9 protein-coding genes are annotated in these 17,070 nt (G+C 67.3%); 5 read left to right on the forward strand and 4 right to left on the reverse strand.

What is annotated here, in order from left to right:
• Window positions 1-55: 55 nt before the first annotated feature.
• Window positions 56-4,099: a phosphoribosylformylglycinamidine synthase gene (purL, locus tag BM031_RS18140; protein WP_091875975.1), complete on the reverse strand. Its 4,044-nt coding sequence runs from the start codon at window positions 4,097-4,099 to the stop codon at window positions 56-58.
• A 226-nt stretch (window positions 4,100-4,325) separates the two neighbouring features.
• Between purL and BM031_RS18145 the strand changes: the two genes are divergently transcribed.
• On the forward strand, window positions 4,326-5,954 hold the full coding sequence (locus BM031_RS18145; RefSeq protein ID WP_091876002.1) for a response regulator: 1,629 nt from the start codon (window positions 4,326-4,328) through the stop codon (window positions 5,952-5,954).
• Window positions 5,955-6,122: 168 nt separating this feature from the next.
• Window positions 6,123-7,085, forward strand: a complete 963-nt coding sequence (locus BM031_RS18150) for an extracellular catalytic domain type 1 short-chain-length polyhydroxyalkanoate depolymerase (protein ID WP_091875976.1) — start codon at window positions 6,123-6,125, stop codon at window positions 7,083-7,085.
• Window positions 7,086-7,206: 121 nt separating this feature from the next.
• Here BM031_RS18150 and BM031_RS18155 read toward each other — a convergent pair whose 3' ends face one another.
• Entirely contained in the window at window positions 7,207-10,806 is a 3,600-nt protein-coding gene (locus BM031_RS18155) for a hydantoinase B/oxoprolinase family protein (RefSeq protein ID WP_091875977.1), read from the reverse strand.
• A gap of 65 nt (window positions 10,807-10,871) precedes the next feature.
• Here BM031_RS18155 and BM031_RS18160 point away from each other — a divergent pair, with 65 nt between their 5' ends.
• Window positions 10,872-12,386 carry an NAD(P)H-hydrate dehydratase gene (locus BM031_RS18160; protein ID WP_229409017.1) on the forward strand — a complete coding sequence of 505 codons (1,515 nt, stop codon included), beginning with the start codon at window positions 10,872-10,874 and terminating at the stop codon, window positions 12,384-12,386.
• Here BM031_RS18160 and BM031_RS18165 read toward each other — a convergent pair.
• Window positions 12,383-13,099, reverse strand: a complete 717-nt coding sequence (locus BM031_RS18165) for an ABC transporter ATP-binding protein (RefSeq protein ID WP_091875979.1) — start codon at window positions 13,097-13,099, stop codon at window positions 12,383-12,385. The two genes, BM031_RS18160 and BM031_RS18165, sit on opposite strands and share 4 nt — an antisense overlap.
• On the opposite strand from BM031_RS18165, the gene BM031_RS18170 reads away from it, so the two are divergent.
• Complete coding sequence (locus BM031_RS18170) at window positions 13,098-13,727, forward strand: arylesterase (RefSeq protein ID WP_091875980.1); 630 nt, start codon at window positions 13,098-13,100, stop codon at window positions 13,725-13,727. The genes BM031_RS18165 and BM031_RS18170 overlap by 2 nt on opposite strands.
• A complete protein-coding gene (mnmH, locus tag BM031_RS18175; protein ID WP_091875981.1) occupies window positions 13,724-14,779 on the forward strand; it encodes a tRNA 2-selenouridine(34) synthase MnmH in 1,056 nt (351 codons plus the stop codon). Before BM031_RS18170 ends, mnmH begins: the two co-directional genes overlap by 4 nt.
• Before the next feature lie 274 nt (window positions 14,780-15,053).
• On the opposite strand, the gene BM031_RS18180 is transcribed toward mnmH, so the two are convergent.
• Complete coding sequence (locus tag BM031_RS18180; protein WP_091875982.1) at window positions 15,054-16,967, reverse strand: SurA N-terminal domain-containing protein; 1,914 nt, start codon at window positions 16,965-16,967, stop codon at window positions 15,054-15,056.
• Window positions 16,968-17,070 lie beyond the last annotated feature (103 nt).

The following is a 17,070-nucleotide window of genomic DNA, read 5'->3' on the forward strand; positions in this document are numbered from 1 at the left end:
CGAAGCGAAAAAAAGCGCCTCCTCGGAGGCGCTTGTCAATTCAACGAACAAACGCTCAGCCAACCCACTTGCGCGCGTTCTGGAACATGCGGATCCACGGCGCCTCGTCGCCCCACGCATCCGGCGCCCACGAGTGCACGACGGTGCGGAACACGCGTTCGGCGTGCGGCATCATGGCGGTGAAGCGGCCGTCTTCAGTCGTCACCGCCGTCAGGCCGCCGGGCGAGCCGTTCGGGTTGAACGGGTAGCTCTCGGTCGCCTGGCCACGGTTGTCGACGTAACGCAGGGTCTTGATCGCGGCATCGACGTCGCCGGTAAGCGAGAAGTCGGCAAAGCCTTCGCCGTGGGCGATGGCGATCGGCGCCTGCGTGCCGGCCATGCCGCCGAAGAAGATCGATGGCGAGTCCAGCACTTCCACCATGCCGAAGCGCGCTTCGAACTGCTCCGACTTGTTGCGGGTGAACTTGGGCCAGGCCTGCGCGCCCGGGATGATCGACTTCAGGTTGCTCAGCATCTGGCAGCCGTTGCACACGCCCAGGCCGAAGGTGTCGGGACGCGCGAAGAATTGCGCGAACTGGTCGGCCAGCTGCGGGTTGAACAGGATGGTCTTGGCCCAGCCCTCGCCCGCCCCCAGCACGTCGCCGTACGAGAAGCCGCCCACGGCAATGATGCCGTGGAAGTCAGCCAGCTTGGCGCGGCCGGCGATCAGGTCGCTCATGTGCACGTCGATGGCCGTAAAGCCGGCCTGGTGCATCGACCAGGCGGTTTCGATATGCGAGTTGACGCCCTGCTCGCGCAGGATCGCCACGCGCGGACGCACGCCGGTCGCGACGAAGGGTGCGGCGACGTTCACGCTCGGGTCGAACGTGAGGATCGGCGACATGCCAGGATCGGTCTCGTCCTGCAGGCGCGCATACTCCTGGTCGGCGCAGTCCGGGTTGTCGCGCAGGCGCGCGATGCGCCAGCTGGTGTCGCTCCACAGGCGGTGCAGGCTGCTGCGCTTCTCGTTGTAGATCACCTTGGCGTCGCGCGTGAATTCGATCGCGCCGCGGTCGTTGGGCTTGCCGATGATGTGGCTGCAGGCGCCCAGGCCCAGCTCGCGCAGGGTAGCCATGACAGCCTGCTTGTCCTCCGCGCGCACCTGCACCACGGCGCCCAGCTCTTCGTTGAACAGCGCGCGCAGGGTCAGTTCGTTGCGGCGCTCGCCCACCTGGCCGGTCCAGTTCTTGGCGTCGCCCCAGTCGGCCGCGTGCTCGCCTTCCATCGCCAGGATGTCGAGGTTGACGGTCACGCCGGCGCGGCCGGCGAAGGCCATCTCGCACAGGGTGGCGAACAGGCCGCCATCCGAACGGTCGTGGTAGGCCAGCAGCTTGCCTGCCTTGTTCAGGCGCTGGATGGCGTTGAAGAAGGCTTTCAGGTCCTCGGCCGAATCGACGTCCGGCACGCTGTCGCCCAGTTGCTGCATGACCTGGGCAAGGCTTGATGCACCCATGCGGTTCTTGCCGCGTCCCAGGTCGACCAGGATCAGGGCGGTGTCGCCCAGGTCGGTGCGCAGTTGCGGGGTGAGCGAGCGGCGCACGTCCGGCACCGAGGCGAATCCGGAGACGATCAGCGACACCGGCGAGATCACGGCTTTATTGGCGCCGTCGTCGTTCCAGGTGGTGCGCATCGACAGCGAATCCTTGCCGACCGGGATCGAGATCCCCAGCGCCGGGCACAGCTCCATGCCCACCGCTTTCACGGTATCGAACAGCGCGGCGTCCTGGCCCGGCTGGCCGCAGGCCGCCATCCAGTTGGCCGACAGCTTGATGTCGCCGATGTCGTCGATCGGTGCGGCGGCGATATTGGTGATCGCCTCGCCCACGGCCATGCGGCCGGAAGCGGCGGCGTCGATCACGGCCAGCGGGGTGCGCTCGCCCATCGCCATCGCTTCGCCGGCATAGCCTTCGAAGGACATGGCGGTGACGGCGCAGTCGCCCACCGGCACCTGCCATGGGCCGACCATCTGGTCGCGCACGGTCAATCCGCCAACGGTGCGGTCGCCGATCGTGATCAGGAAGGACTTGTCGGCCACGGTCGGCAGGAGCAGCACGCGGCGCGCCGCTTCGCCCAGCTCGATGCCGGTCAGGTCGATTGGCGGGAAGCTGTTCTTGACGTGTTCGACGTCGCGCAGCATCTTCGGCGGCTTGCCGAGCAGGACGTCCATCGGCATGTCGACCGGAGTCGCATCAAGGCCGGCTTGCGGGTCGATCACGCGCAGCTGGCGCTCTTCGGTGGCGGTGCCGACGACCGCGTAGGGGCAGCGCTCGCGCTGGCACAGCGATGCAAATTCATCAAGGTCCATTGGCGATATCGCCAACACATATCTCTCTTGAGACTCATTTGACCAAATTTCCTTCGGCGCCATGCCACTCTCTTCGAGCGGCACCTTGCGCAGGTCGAACAGCGCGCCGCGCTTGGCGTCGTTGACGATCTCGGGGAATGCATTCGACAGGCCGCCCGCGCCCACGTCGTGGATCGAGATGATCGGATTGTCCTCGCCCATCTGCCAGCATCCGTTGATGACTTCCTGGGCCCGGCGTTCCATCTCCGGGTTGCCGCGCTGGACCGAGTCGAAATCGAGGTCGGCGGTGTTGGTGCCGGTGGCCATCGAGGAGGCGGCCGAGCCGCCCATGCCGATGCGCATGCCCGGGCCGCCCAGCTGGATCAAGAGGCTGCCGACCGGGATCTCGTCCTTGTGCGTGTGGCGGGCCGAGATGCTGCCGATGCCGCCGGCGATCATGATCGGCTTGTGGTAACCATAGACGGTACCCTGGCTGCCGGCCGCGCCGACGTGCTGCTCATAGCTGCGGAAGTAGCCGCCCAGGACCGGGCGGCCGAATTCGTTGCTGAAGGCGGCGCCGCCGATCGGGCCGTCGATCATGATCTGCAGGGGCGAGGCGATGCGTTCCGGCTTGCCGTACACGGCCTCGCTGCGGCCGGCGTCGCCGCCCGTGACGTCCGACGCGTTTTCCCACGGACGCTGGGCGTCCGGCAGGTTCAGGTTCGACACCGTGAAGCCGGTCAGGCCAGCCTTCGGCTTGGCGCCGCGGCCGGTCGCACCTTCGTCGCGGATCTCGCCGCCGGCGCCGGTGGAGGCGCCCGGGAACGGGGAGATCGCGGTCGGGTGGTTGTGGGTCTCGACCTTCATGAGGATGTGCGTCAGCTCGGTCGATGGCGCGTATTCCTGGCTGCTGCCGCGCGGGTAGAAGCGGGTGACGGTGGCGCCTTCGATGATCGACGAGTTGTCGCTGTAGGCGACCACGGTGCCGCGCGGGTTCAGCTGGTGCGTGTTCTTGATCATGCCGAACAGCGACTTGTCCTGCTGCACGCCGTCGATGACCCAGTCGGCGTTGAAGATCTTGTGGCGGCAATGCTCGCTGTTAGCCTGCGCGAACATCATCAGCTCGACGTCGGTCGGGTTGCGTCCGGCCTTCGTGAAGGCCTCGTGCAGGTAGTCGATCTCGTCGATCGACATCGCCAGGCCCAGCTCGGTGTTGGCGCGCAGCAGGGCTTCACGGCCCTCCTGGAGGACATCCACCGTTTCCAGGGGCCGGCCTTCGAGTTCGTCGAACAGGCGCGCGGCCTGGTCGGCGCTGCGCAGCACGGTCTCGGTCATGCGGTCGTGCAGCAGCGCCGCCACGGCCTGCAGTTCGGCGTCCTGCAGCTTCTTCGGCGCGCCGATGCCGGTGCCGAGGATGCCGCCCTTGAGCACCACCGTGTAGCCGACGCCGCGCTCGATGCGGTGCACGTGACCCATGCCGCAGTTGTGCGCGATGTCGGTGGCCTTCGAGGCCCACGGCGAGATGGTGCCCAGGCGCGGGATGACAAAGAACTCCTCCGTCACGCCCTCGTACAGCGCCTGCGCCGCAGGCTCGCCGTAAGTGAGCATGGCGGTCAGGCGCTCGGTATCGTCAGGAGTGAGTGCTGCGCTCGTGTCGATGAAGTGATGGAAGCGGGCCTGGACTGCCACAATCGATGGGGCGACTGCTTGGAGTTGCGACAGGAGGCGTTGGCTACGGAAGGCGGACAGGGCATTGGAACCCGGCAGAATCAACATGGCTGAGAAGTCGGTTGATGCAGCGTCGCTGCTTGGGTGGAAGATAGCCCGCCATTATACAGTGTTGCAATGCAGCGTTGCATTCCCGGCTACGCGGTACTTGTAGAACGGACATTTCTTGATCCGGGAGGAACTTATCGGTATTGTAAGGGCTACATCATTACAAGAGGCGCGCGCGGCCAGCCTGCCGGCACGTACGCAAACGGGGATTGGAACGGGAACGATGATGCAAGACAATGCAAACCTGTCGGTGCTGGTGGTGGACCCGAACCCGGGCATGCGCGCCAGCCTGCAGAACATGCTGAACCAGGCCGGCATCAACAAGGTCGAATCGGCGGTCAATGCCAGCACCGCCATCAAGCAGCTGGCCAAGCGCGCCTACGACATCATCCTGTGCGAATACGACCTGGGCGGCCCGCAGGGCGACGGCCAGGACGGCCAGCAGCTGCTGGAAGACCTGCGCCAGCACCGCCTCATCACTGCGTCGACCATCTTCATCATGCTCACCTCCGAAGGCGTGTACGACAAGGTGGTCAGCGCGGCCGAACTCACGCCGACCGACTACGTGCTCAAACCCTTCACGGTCGACATGCTCAGCACCCGCATCAAGCGCGCGCTCGAGCGCCGCACCGCCCTGCTCCCGGTCTGGCAACTGGCCGCGCAAGGCAAGCCGCTCGACGCCATCCGCGCCTGCGCCACCGCCGCCCTTACCAGCCCGCGCTACGCGCTCGACTTCCTGCGCCTGCGCGCCGAGCTGCACGTCTCGGTGGGCGAACAGCGCGAAGCCGGCGCGCTGTACCGCGACGTGCTGGCCGAGCGCCCGCTGGGCTGGGCCGGCCTCGGGCTGGCGCGCACCATGGTCGCGCAGGGACAGGTGGAAGAAGCCCGCGACACCCTGGCGCAGCTGGTGCAGGCAAACCCGCGCCTGATGGCAGCCTACGACTTGCTGGCGCGCTGCCACGAACAGCTGGGCGCCAGCAACGACGCGCAGAAGGTGCTCGAAGAAGCCGTCTCGATCTCGCCGCACATGGTGCGCCGTCTGCGCAAGCTGGGTGAAGTCGCGATGGAAAACGGCGACGCCGAAGCGGCCGAGAAATCGTTCAAGCAGGTGGTGAACAAGGCGCGCTATTCCGAATTCCGCAACCCCGAAGACCACGTCAACCTGGTCAAGGCGCTGGTCACGCGCGGCGACGTGCAGGGGGCCAGCGGCGTGATCCGCGACCTGGAGCGCTCGATGCGCGGCAGCGCCAATGCGGACGCCTGCAAGTCCTTCTCCAACGCCCTGCTGCACGAAAAGATGGGCAACGTGAGCGCCGCCGTGGCCGAGCTGCAGATGGCGGTGAGCGCCACCCGCACCAGCAGCGGCCTGTCCTCGCACCTGAAGATCGGCCTGGCCCAGGCCTGCCTGGAACACCAGATGGACGAGCAGGCCTCGAGCGTCATGATGACCGTGATGCACGACGCCTCCAGCCCGGTGACGGTGGACGAGGCGATGGGCGTGTTCGTGCGCGCCGGCCGGCCCGACCTGGCCGACGGCATGGGCCAGCAGTTGCGTGCGCAGGCGCAGATCCTGCTCGGCGTGGCCGACGAGAAGCGCAACATGGGCGACGTGCGCGGCGCCGTGCAAACCCTGATGGAAGCGCTGCACATGGCGCCGGGGAACCAGGCCGTGATGGTGGCGGTCGCCGGCGGCATCCTGCGCCAGGTGTCCGAGCTCGGCTGGGACCATAGCTTGAGTGTGGTGGCCGCCGGGCAGATCGAGCGGCTGCGCGCGCTCGACCCGGGCCATCCGCGCCTGGCGGCACTGGGCGAGGAGTTCCAGCAGGCCAAGCGCAAGTTCGGTATTTCTAGCTAGCGCGGGCCTTCCCTACCCTTGTCGGGGTCGGTGACAGACGCGCAACGAACGGCGGGCTGCGGGGCGTGATCCTACGCACGACCACGCCATCTACTGACATGCTGCGTTGCAGCATTTGCGTACACTAGCGAAAAAACAGCGGAGACTTCCATCTTCAGAGAGGTCGACATGAGTCATTTCGCAACAACCGGCTGGCCGTTCTATGGCTGGAACCCGTGGTCCTTCGTCGAAGACAGCGGGAGCGGATCCTGCGCTCCCCGGCCCGACCAGGGTACATTCCTCGCCGGGAGCTTCCAGCACGGCCCCGACTGCCTGCAGTACAAGCTGTATATCCCCGGCAGCCACCGCGGCGAGTCCATCCCGCTGATCGTCATGCTGCACGGCTGCGGCCAAAGCGCCGACGATTTCGCCCTCGGCACCGGCATGAACGCACTGGCCGAGCAAGCCCCGTGCATGGTCCTGTATCCGGAACAATCGCAAGGAGCGAACTGGAACCGCTGCTGGAACTGGTACGACGAAGCCCACCACGCCCGCGGCGAGGGCGAGCCCGGCCTGATCGCGGCGCTGACCGAGCACCTGATGCTTGAGTACCCGATCGACCGCGCGCGCGTTTCCGTGGCCGGCCTCTCGGCGGGCGGCGCCATGGCCGTCATCCTCGGGCGCACCTATCCGGACGTGTTCAAGGCGGTCGGCTGCCATTCGGGCCTGCCCCACGGCAGCGCCAGGGATGGCGTGAGCGCCATGCTGGCGATGCGCACCGGCGCCGACTTCGCCTCGCTATCGCAGGCCACGCCGCTGCCGACGCCCACCATCGTCTTCCACGGCGATGTGGACCAGACGGTGCATCAACAAAACAGCGCCGACGTGGTGCAGCAGGCGCTGGCCTGCTACACCTCCCAGGTCCCGGGCGAATCGCGCGAAACGGCCATGTGCGAACAGACCGGCGAGACCAGCGGGCGCAGCTTCACACGCCACACCCATCGCGGAGAAAGCGGCGACGTCGTGGCGGAACACTGGACCATCCACGGCACCGGCCACGCCTGGTCCGGCGGCAACCACCACGGCAGCTACACCGACACCCGTGGCCCCGACGCCAGCAAGGAAATGCTCCGCTTTTTCCTGCAACGATAACCCCGCAACAACCCACTTCGGGGTCAGGTCTGACAATCGGACACGGCCTCGTCCGTCGTTGGCCGGTACGGATGGGCTCGTGTCCAAATGTCAGACCTGACCCCGAAGTTGCGAAGTTGGTTTAGGGCGGGCCGTAGCCGCCGCCGCCGGGGGTGTCGATGACAAACACGTCGCCGGCCCCCATCTCCACCTTGCCGATGTGGCCGAGTGCCTCGACGCTGCCGTCGGCGCGCAGCACGGTGTTGCGGCCACGCTCGCCCGGTTCGCCGCCGGCCATGCCGAAGGGCGCGTGGATGCGGTTGTTCGACAGGATGGCGGCGGTCATCGGTTCGAGGAAGCGCACCTGGCGCGTGCCGCCGCTGCCGCCGTGCCAGCGGCCCGCGCCGCCGGAGCCATGGCGGATGGCGTAGCTTTCCAGCCGCACCGGGAAGCGGAATTCGAGGATCTCGGGGTCGGTCAGGCGCGAGTTGGTCATGTTGGTCTGGACCACGTCGGTGCCGTCGAAGCCCTCGCCCGCGCCGGCGCCGCCGGAGATGGTTTCGTAGTACTGGTAGCGCGCGTTCCCGAAGGTGAAGTTGTTCATCGTGCCCTGGCTGGCCGCCATCGCACCCAGCGCCCCGTACAAGGCGTTGGTGATGCAGGTCGAGGTCTCGACGTTTCCGGACACCACCGAGGCCGGGTAATGCGGGTTGAGCATCGAGCCGGGCGGGATGATCACCTTGATGGGCTTGAGGCAGCCGGCGTTGAGCGGGATCTCGTCGTCGACCAGCGTGCGAAACACGTACAGCACCGCGGCCATGCACACGGCCGACGGCGCGTTGAAGTTGTTCGCCAGCTGGCGAGAGGTGCCAGTGAAATCGACTTCGGCGCTGCGGCCGTCGCGGTCGACGCGGATCGCCACCTCGATGCGGGCGCCGTTGTCGAGATCGTAGCTGTACTGGCCATCCTTGAGCGCCGAGATCACGCGGCGCACGGCTTCCTCGGCGTTGTCCTGCACGTGGCCCATGTAGGCGCGCACCACGTCCAGTCCATAGTAGGCCACCATCTTGTGCAGCTCTTCCACGCCCTTCTGGTTGGCGGCCACTTGCGCACGCAGGTCGGCCATATTCTGGTCGGGGTTGCGGGCCGGGTAGCGCGCGCCGGTCAGCAGCGCCCGGGCTTCGCGCTCGCGCAGCACGCCATCGAGGCCATCGACCAGCTTGAAATTGTCGATCAGGACGCCCTCCTGCTCGATGTGCTGCGAATCGGGCGGCATCGAGCCTGGCGTGGTGCCGCCGATGTCGGCGTGATGGCCGCGCGAACCCACGTAGAACAGGATCTCGCTTCCCGCTTCGTCGAATACCGGTGAGATCACCGTGACATCGGGCAGGTGGGTGCCGCCGTTATACGGGTCGTTGAGCATGTAGACGTCGCCCGCACGCATGCGGCCGGCGTTCTCGCGCATGACGGTCTTGATGCTCTCGCCCATGGAACCCAGGTGCACCGGCATGTGCGGCGCGTTGGCCACCAGCTTGCCGTCGGCGTCGAAGATCGCGCAGCTGAAGTCGAGCCGTTCCTTGATGTTGACCGAGTAGGCGGTGTTCTGCAGGCGCAGGCCCATCTGCTCGGCGATGGACATGAACAGGCTGTTGAAGATCTCCAGCATCACCGGGTCGGCGCTGGTGCCGATGGCGCGCCGCTCCGGCAGGGCCTCCACGCGCTGCAGGACCAGGTGATTGTGTGGTGTCACCTCGGCTTGCCACCCTGGCTCGACCACCGTGGTGGCATTGGCTTCGGCGATGATCGCCGGGCCGCGCACGATGTCGCCGGGCCCGATGGCGTCGCGCAGGAACAGCCCGGTGTCGCGCCAGGCGCCGCCGCTGAACATGCGCACGGTTTCCCCTGGCGCCGGCTGGGCGCCGGCGGAAACGGCCTGCGCCGCGGCTTCCGGCGGCGCGTCCGACCGGCCGATGGCCTCCACCGACACCGCTTCGACCACCAGCGCGCGCGAGGGCATCAGGAAGGAATAGCGGCGCTTGTAGGCCCCCTCGAAGGCGGCCTGCATCGCCTCGATGCCGGCAAACGGCACGACGATGGCCGAATCGGTGCCTTCGTAGCGCAGGTGGACGCGCCGCACCAGTGCGATGCGCTCGCTGGCCACCCCTTGCGCCAGCAATTGCCCGCGCACCTGTTCGCCCAGCGCATCCAGGCGCGCGGCCAGGGCGTCGAGGCCCGCATCGTTCAGGCGCTGCTCCACGGCCTGCTCGCGCATCGCCGCCTGGTCGGCCAGGCCCATGCCGTAGGCCGACAGCACCCCGGCCAGCGAATGGATGAATACCGTCTTCATGCCCAGTGCGTCGGCCACCAGGCAGGCATGCTGCCCGCCGGCGCCGCCAAAGCTGGTCAGCGCGTACTCGGTCACGTCGTGGCCGCGCTGCACCGAGATCTGCTTGATCGCATTGGCCATGTTGCCGACCGCGATACGGATGAAGCCTTCGGCCACTTCTTCTGGGGCGGGCGTGCTGTCGGCGCCCTCCCCGATCCGGCCTGCCATGGCCGCGAAGCCGGCGCGCACGGCCTCGAGATCGAGCGGATCGTTGCCGCCTGCGCCAAACAGGCGCGGGAAGTGATGCGGCTGGATCTTGCCCAGCATGACGTTGCAGTCGGTGACCGCCAGCGGCCCGCCGCGCCGGTAGCTGGCCGGGCCAGGGTTGGCGCCGGCGCTGTCCGGGCCGACGCGGTAGCGGGCGCCGTCGAAGTGCAGGATCGAGCCGCCGCCCGCCGCCACCGTGTGGATGCTCATCATCGGCGCGCGCATGCGCACGCCGGCGACCTGGGTCTCGAACACGCGTTCGAACTCGCCCGAGAAGTGCGACACGTCGGTGGACGTACCGCCCATGTCGAAACCGATCACGCGCTCGAAACCGGCGAGCTGGCTGGCGCGCACCATGCCGACGATGCCGCCGGCAGGTCCCGACAGGATGCTGTCCTTGCCCTGGAAGGCGCGCGCATCGGTCAGGCCGCCGTTGGACTGCATGAACTGCAGGTGTACGCCGGGCAGCTCGGCGGCCACCTGGTCGACGTAGCGGCGCAGGATCGGCGACAGGTAGGCGTCCACCACGGTGGTGTCGCCCCGCGCCACCAGTTTCATCAGGGGACTGACCTCGTGCGACACCGACACCTGGGTAAAGCCGATCGCGCGCGCGATGCGGGCGGTGGCGGCTTCGTGGCCGGTGTAGCGGTAGCCGTGCATGAAGACGATGGCGAGCGAGCGCAGGCCGCGATCGAAGGCCGCCTGCAGCGCGGCGCGGGTGGCGGTTTCGTCCAGCGGCCGCACCACGTCGCCATGCGCGCCCATGCGTTCGTCGACTTCGATCACGCTGGCGTACAGCAGTTCCGGCAGCACGATGTGGCGGTCGAACAGGCGCGGCCGGTTCTGGTAGGCGATGCGCAGCGCGTCGCCGAAGCCCTTGGTGATCGCAAGCAGGGTCGCCTCGCCCTTGCGTTCGAGCAGGGCGTTGGTGGCGACCGTGGTGCCCATCTTGACCGCTTCGACCTGGTCTACCGGCACCGGCTGGCCGGGTGCGAGCCCCAGCAGGTGGCGGATGCCGGCCACCGCCGCGTCGCGGTACTGTTCGGGATGTTCGGACAGGAGCTTGTGCGTGACGAGCTGCCCGTCCGGCCTGCGCGCCACGATGTCGGTGAAGGTCCCGCCGCGATCGATCCAGAACTGCCAGTCCATGCATGTGCTCCTGCTGCGCTTGAGAAGTCCTATTGTAGTCCGGCCGCGCGACTGTTTTGGCGAAAATGCATGACAATGCACCGATGGACAATGACCTCTACACCGTCGCGCAGCTGCGCGCGATCGAGCAGTCGGCCTATGCCGCGCTGCCACCCGGGACCCTGATGCGCCGCGCGGGCGAGGCGGCGGCCAGGTTCGCACTCGAACTGCTGGGCGGCCGGCGCGACCGGCCGGTGCTGGTGCTGGCCGGCCCCGGCAACAATGGCGGCGACGCGCTGGAGCTGGCCTCGAACCTGGCCGATGCCGGCATCGACGCCCTGGTGCTGCACCTGCCGGGCCAGCGCGAGGCCTCCGACGAAACCGCCAGCGCCCACGAACGCGCGCGCGACGGCACGGTCGGTTTCATCGACATGCTGCCGCCGGGCGGCGACTGGGGCCTGGTGGTGGATGGCCTGTTCGGCATCGGCCTCACGCGCGCACTCGATGGCCAATACCGCGACCTGGTCGCCGCGCTCGATGCGCTGCGCTGCCCGATCCTGGCGCTGGACGTGCCCAGTGGGCTCGATGCCGACACCGGCGCCGTCATTGGCCCGGACGGCATCGCGGTGCGCGCCACCCACACCATCAGCTTCCTTGGCAACAAGCCGGGCCTGCATACCGCCGATGGACGCGACCATGCGGGCCAGGTGCGGGTGGACTGGCTTGGGGTCGACCCGGCGCAGCTGCCCTCCCCGGCCGCGCGGCTCGGGTCGGCCGAGCTGTTCGCGCAGCGCCTAAGGCCACGGCGCCACAACACCCACAAGGGCATCTTCGGCGACGTGGTGGTGATCGGCGGCGCCCACGGCATGGCCGGCGCGCCGGTGCTGGCGGCGCGCGGGGCCATGTACCTCGGCGCCGGGCGCACATTCGCGGCGCTGCTCGACCCGGGCCCCGGCTACGACAGCGTGCAGCCGGAGATCATGTTCCGCCCGGCCGACGGCTTCGAATTCGGCAAGCGCACGCTGGTCGTCGGCCCCGGCATGGGCGGCTCGGCCGCCGCCATGCGCCTGCTGGCCACTGCGCTGGACAGCGACAGCCCGCTGCTGCTCGATGCCGATGCGATCACCCTGGTCGGCGCCAGCCCGGACCTGTTGTCTCGCCTGGCGCAGCGCAGCGCCCCAGCGGTGCTCACGCCCCACCCGCTGGAAGGCGCGCGCCTGCTGGGCACCACGGCGGCCGCGGTCCAGGCCGACCGCCTGGCAGCGGCGCGCGAGATGGCGCTGCGCACCCGTGCGACCGTGATCCTCAAGGGTTCGGGCTCAGTGATCGCACACCCGGATGGGAGCATGGTCATCAACCCGACCGGCAATGCGGGACTGGCCACGGCAGGCAGCGGCGACGTGCTGGCGGGGATGTGCGGCGCCCTGCTGGCGCAGGGCTGGCCGGCGTGGGAAGCGGCGCTGGGTGCGGCCTGGATCCATGGCGCCGCGGCCGACCTGCTGGTCGCGCACGGGATCGGCCCGATCGGCATGACGGCGGGCGAACTGCCCGCGGCGGCGCGGGCAGTGCTCAACATGCTGGTGAACGAAACCGGCGTTTAAACCAGGCGCCCGGCGGCGATGGTGATGGTGCGCCCGCAGCGCGCCGCCATCGCCGGGTCGTGCGTCACCAGCACCAGGGTCGAGCCGCGTTCGCGGTTCAGTTCGAACATCAGCTGGATAATCGATTCGCCGGTGGCGGCGTCCAGGCTGCCGGTCGGCTCGTCGGCGAACAGCAGCGGCGGTTCGGTGACGAAGGCACGCGCCAGGGCCACGCGCTGCTGCTCGCCGCCCGACAGGTACTTCGGGTAGTGGCGCAGGCGGCTTGCCAGCCCCACGCGGCCCAGCATCGCCTCGGCCTTGGCGCGCGCATCGCCGTCGCCGCGCAGTTCGAGCGGCAACATCACGTTCTCCACCGCGCTCAGGTGGGCCAGCAGCTGGAAGGACTGGAACACGAAGCCCAGCTTGGCCTTGCGGAAAGCGGCGCGGCCGTCTTCGTCGAGTGCGAAGATGTCGGTACCGTCGAGCAGGACCTTGCCGCCGGAAGGCGTGTCCAGGCCCGCCAGCAGGCCAAGCAGGGTCGACTTGCCCGAGCCGGACGCGCCGACCAGCGCGAGCGTCTCGGCCGGTTGCACGGTAAAATCGATGTTTTGCAGGATGGTGAGTTCGCCGCTGGCGTCCGCCACCCGCTTTGTCAGGCCGCTGACCTCAATGGCCGGCGGGCGCGCTGCTGTATCGGACGCACTAATTTTGGAAGCCTCGGGGTTATCACGCATGCTAGCTATTCTTAAAAAGTTGTCGGTCGCCGCGGTGTTGACGCTGGCCGCGTCGGCGAGCGCCTATTCTGCACCAAAAACCGTGCTCGTGGTGGGGGACAGCCTGTCGGCCGAATACGGCATCACGCGCGGCGCCGGCTGGGTCTCGCTGCTCGAGCAAAAACTCAAGGCCGAGAAGATCGCGGCCTCGGTCGTCAACGCCAGCATCAGCGGCGAGACCACCATCGGCGGGCGCACCCGCCTGCCCGCCCTGCTCGCCCAGCACCGTCCCGACATCGTGGTGATCGAGCTGGGCGCCAACGACGGCCTGCGCGGCCTGCCGGTGGCCTCGGCCGAAGGCAACCTGCGCGCCATGGTCGCCATGGCCCAGCAGAAGAACGCCAAGGTGATGCTGGTAGGGATGCGCATGCCGCCCAACTACGGCCGCGCCTATACCGACAGTTTCTTCAACATGTTCAAGAAGCTTTCCAGCGATACCCGTTCGGCGCTGGTGCCCTTCATGCTGGAAGGCGTGGCCGACAAGCCGGCCCTGTTCCAGCAAGACCGCCTGCATCCGACCGCCGCCGCCCATCCGATTATCCTGAACAATATCTGGCCGCAGTTCGCGCCCCTCGTGAAAAAACAATGAAATACCCTGCCGTCCTGAGTTTCGCCGACATCCTTCCCGAGCTCGACAGCTTCGACACCATCATCGACGCCCGCAGCGAGTCCGAATTCGCACTCGACCGGATTCCCGGTGCGATCAACGCGCCGGTGCTGGACGACGCGCAGCGCGTCCAGGTGGGCACCCTGTACAAGCAGGTAGGCGCGTTCGAGGCCAAGAAGCTGGGCGCGCCGCTGGTGGCCGCCAACATCGCCCGCCATATCGAAACCCTGTGGGCGGACAAGCCGAAGGACTGGAAGCCGCTGGTGTACTGCTGGCGCGGCGGCAACCGCAGCGGCTCGATGGCGCTGATCCTGGCCAAGATCGGCTGGCCGGTGGTACAGCTCGATGGCGGCTACAAGGCCTACCGCGCGCACGTGGCCGCGTCGCTGGAAAACCCTCCCGCACTGGACTTCCGCGTGGTGTGCGGCACCACCGGCAGCGGCAAGAGCCGCCTGCTCGAGACGCTGCACGGCATCGGCGCCCAGGTCCTGGACCTGGAACGCCTGGCCGCCCACCGCGGCTCGGTGCTGGGCCACCTGCCCGACGAGCCGCAGCCGACCCAGAAAATGTTCGAGACCCAGGTCTGGAACACCCTGCGCCATTTCGATCCGTCCAAACCGGTGTTCGTGGAATCGGAAAGCAAGAAGGTCGGCAACCTGCGGGTGCCCGAAGCCGTGATGGAACGCATGCGCGCCTCCACCTGCATTTCGCTGTCGCTGTCGCGCGAGAACCGCGTGCGCCTGCTGATGGAGGACTACGAACACTTCTGCGCCAATCCCGACGCCCTCACCGCCCAGCTGGCCCACCTGGTGCAGCTGCACGGACGCGAGAAGATCGACGCCTGGCGCGACCTGGCCAATAGCGGGGCCATGCCGAAGCTGGTCGACCAGCTGCTGCAGGAGCATTACGATCCGGCGTATCTGCGGTCGATCGACCGGAATTTCGTGCAGTTTCCGAAGGCGGAGGTGGTGGAGTTGAACGACATCGCGGAAGGCGATTTCGTGGATGCGGCTCGGCGGCTGCACGCTGCATGAAGAGCAGTAACGCGCTTCCTTCCACTCCCCTCCGCACCGTCGTACGCGCCACTGGCGCCTACGACTCCCGGCGCAGGCCGGGACCCAATTTCCCCCGCACGCCACCAATATCACCTTTTAGCGCTACGCGCGCAACTTGGGTCCCGGCCTTCGCCGGGACGACGGGGTTGGAGTAACGATACTGGTGGGAACGATGGCGACTCATCGTCCGAATACCAAAAAAGCAAAAAGCCCGGCTACTCACGCAGCCGGGCTTTTTTCATCCACTTCCCGCTTACTCGGTCTTGGCCCCGAGCTGCGATGCCTGCACCGTCACCTTGGCCTTGGCCTTGGTCTTGAGCGCTTCGACGTAGTTGTACATCTCCGCCTGGCCCACCAGGCTCGAGATCTGCTGCGCTTCCTGCTTGCGGCGGGCGGCGTCTGGCTGGGCGGGCTGCGATACCTTGCCAATGCGGTACACGCCATAGCCCTGGCCCGGCAGTTCCACGCCAACATACGCCGGCAGCTTGCTCACATCAGCCTTCAGCACCGCGATGGCGGCGGTGGTGTTGATGCCCGGTTCCCTGGTGCGCGAGATGGCTTTCGCTTCGCCGAAGCCGGCGACGTCGCCGCCCTTCGCGGCAGCCAGCTTCTGCTCGCCCGCGACACGCGCCAGGCGGGCCGCTTCTTCCAGCGTCACGCGCTGGCGGATCAGGGCGTCGACTTCAGCCAGCGGACGCTTGCTGGCGGGCTTGAACTCGAGCACGCGGCCCGAGATCAGCACGCTCGGCGACACTTCGACCGCTTCGGTGTTGCGCTTGTTCTTGACCGAATCCGTGGCGAAGATCGCGCTGAGGAATTTCGGGTTATTGAACGGCGCCTGCGCCAGCTGCGGGTTCGGGGTGCGGGTCAGCGCGTCGACGGTCTGGATCTTCAGGCCCAGCTTGTCGGCGACGGGCTTGAGGCTCTCCGACTGCTCGTACACCATATTGGTGAAGACCTCGGCCATTTCCGAATACTTCTTCGACATCTTCTGCTTCTTCAGGTCGGCAGCGATGTCTTCCCTGGCCGCGTCCAGCGGCTTTTGCGCGGCTGGCGTGAGCTTGGTGAGCTTGATGATGTGGTAGCCGAATTCCGACTGCACCAGGCCACTCGTGTCGCCTTCCTTCAGCGCGAAGATCGCATCTTCCACCGGCTTGACCAGGGCGCCCTTCTCGATCGCACCGAGGTCGCCGCCAGCCGGGGCCGAGCCCGGGTCCTGCGATTGCGCCTTGGCGATCTCGGCGAAGTTCGCCGGGTTCTTGCGCACCTCGGCCAGCACGCTTTCCGCCTTGGCCTTGGCCGCTGCTTGGTCGGCCGGCTTGGCGTCGCGCGCCACCGTGATCAGGATGTGGCTGGCGGTGCGCTGTTCCGGCGTCGTGTAGTTCTTGACGTTCTTGTTGTAGAAGTCGGCGACTTCGGCGTCGGTCACCGCGACCGCGCTGGCCACGGCCTCGGCGTCGAACACGACGTATTCGGCCTTGACCTGCTCGGGCACCGTGAACAGCTGGGCGTTCTTGTCGTAGAAGGCCTTGACCATCGCATCGGTGACTTTCACTTGCGGCAGGTAGGTGGCGACCGGGAACACCAGTTCCTGGACTTCGCGCTCCTGGTCGTTGATGTCCGACAGGCGCGCGGTCACCGAGCGTGGTGCGAAGGCGGTCGACTGGATCGAGCCGGAGAGCTGCTGCGTGGTGAGGTCGCGGCGCAGGCGCTGGTCGAACATGGCCGGGGTCATGCCCTGGGCGGCCAAGGCCGACTTGTACTGCTCCATGTCGAAGCTGCCGTCTGGTTTACGGAAGGCCTGGATGTCGGCGATCGTCTTGGCCAGGGTCGCATCGCTCACGCTCATGTGGCTGGCGGCGATCTCGGCGTTGATGGCGCGTTCGGCCACCAGGTTGTTCAGGATGGCCTGCTTGGCTTCCGGCGTCTCGAACATCTTCTGGTCGAACTGCGGACCCATCATCTGGCGCGCCTGGTCGATCTGGCGGCGCTGGGCCTCTTCCCATTCCTGCTGGGTGACCTTCTGGCCGGCGACGGTGGCGACGCTTGATGCGGCATCGCCGCGGTCCTGGTAGCTTTCGAGCCCGACCAACACGAACGACGGCACGATGATCACGAGCAGCAGGCCCTGCATCACGCGTTTGTTGTTACGAACAAATTCAAACATGGTCAGCCATTCAAGGTTGATAATGCTTTAACAGCACATGTTAAAAAAAAAGGCGAACTCGCGTTCGCCCCTTCTTGTTTCCCATCCAGCTTTTTTCAAACTG

The sequence above is a fragment of the Massilia yuzhufengensis genome (assembly GCF_900112225.1).
GTDB lineage: Bacteria > Pseudomonadota > Gammaproteobacteria > Burkholderiales > Burkholderiaceae_D > Telluria > Telluria yuzhufengensis.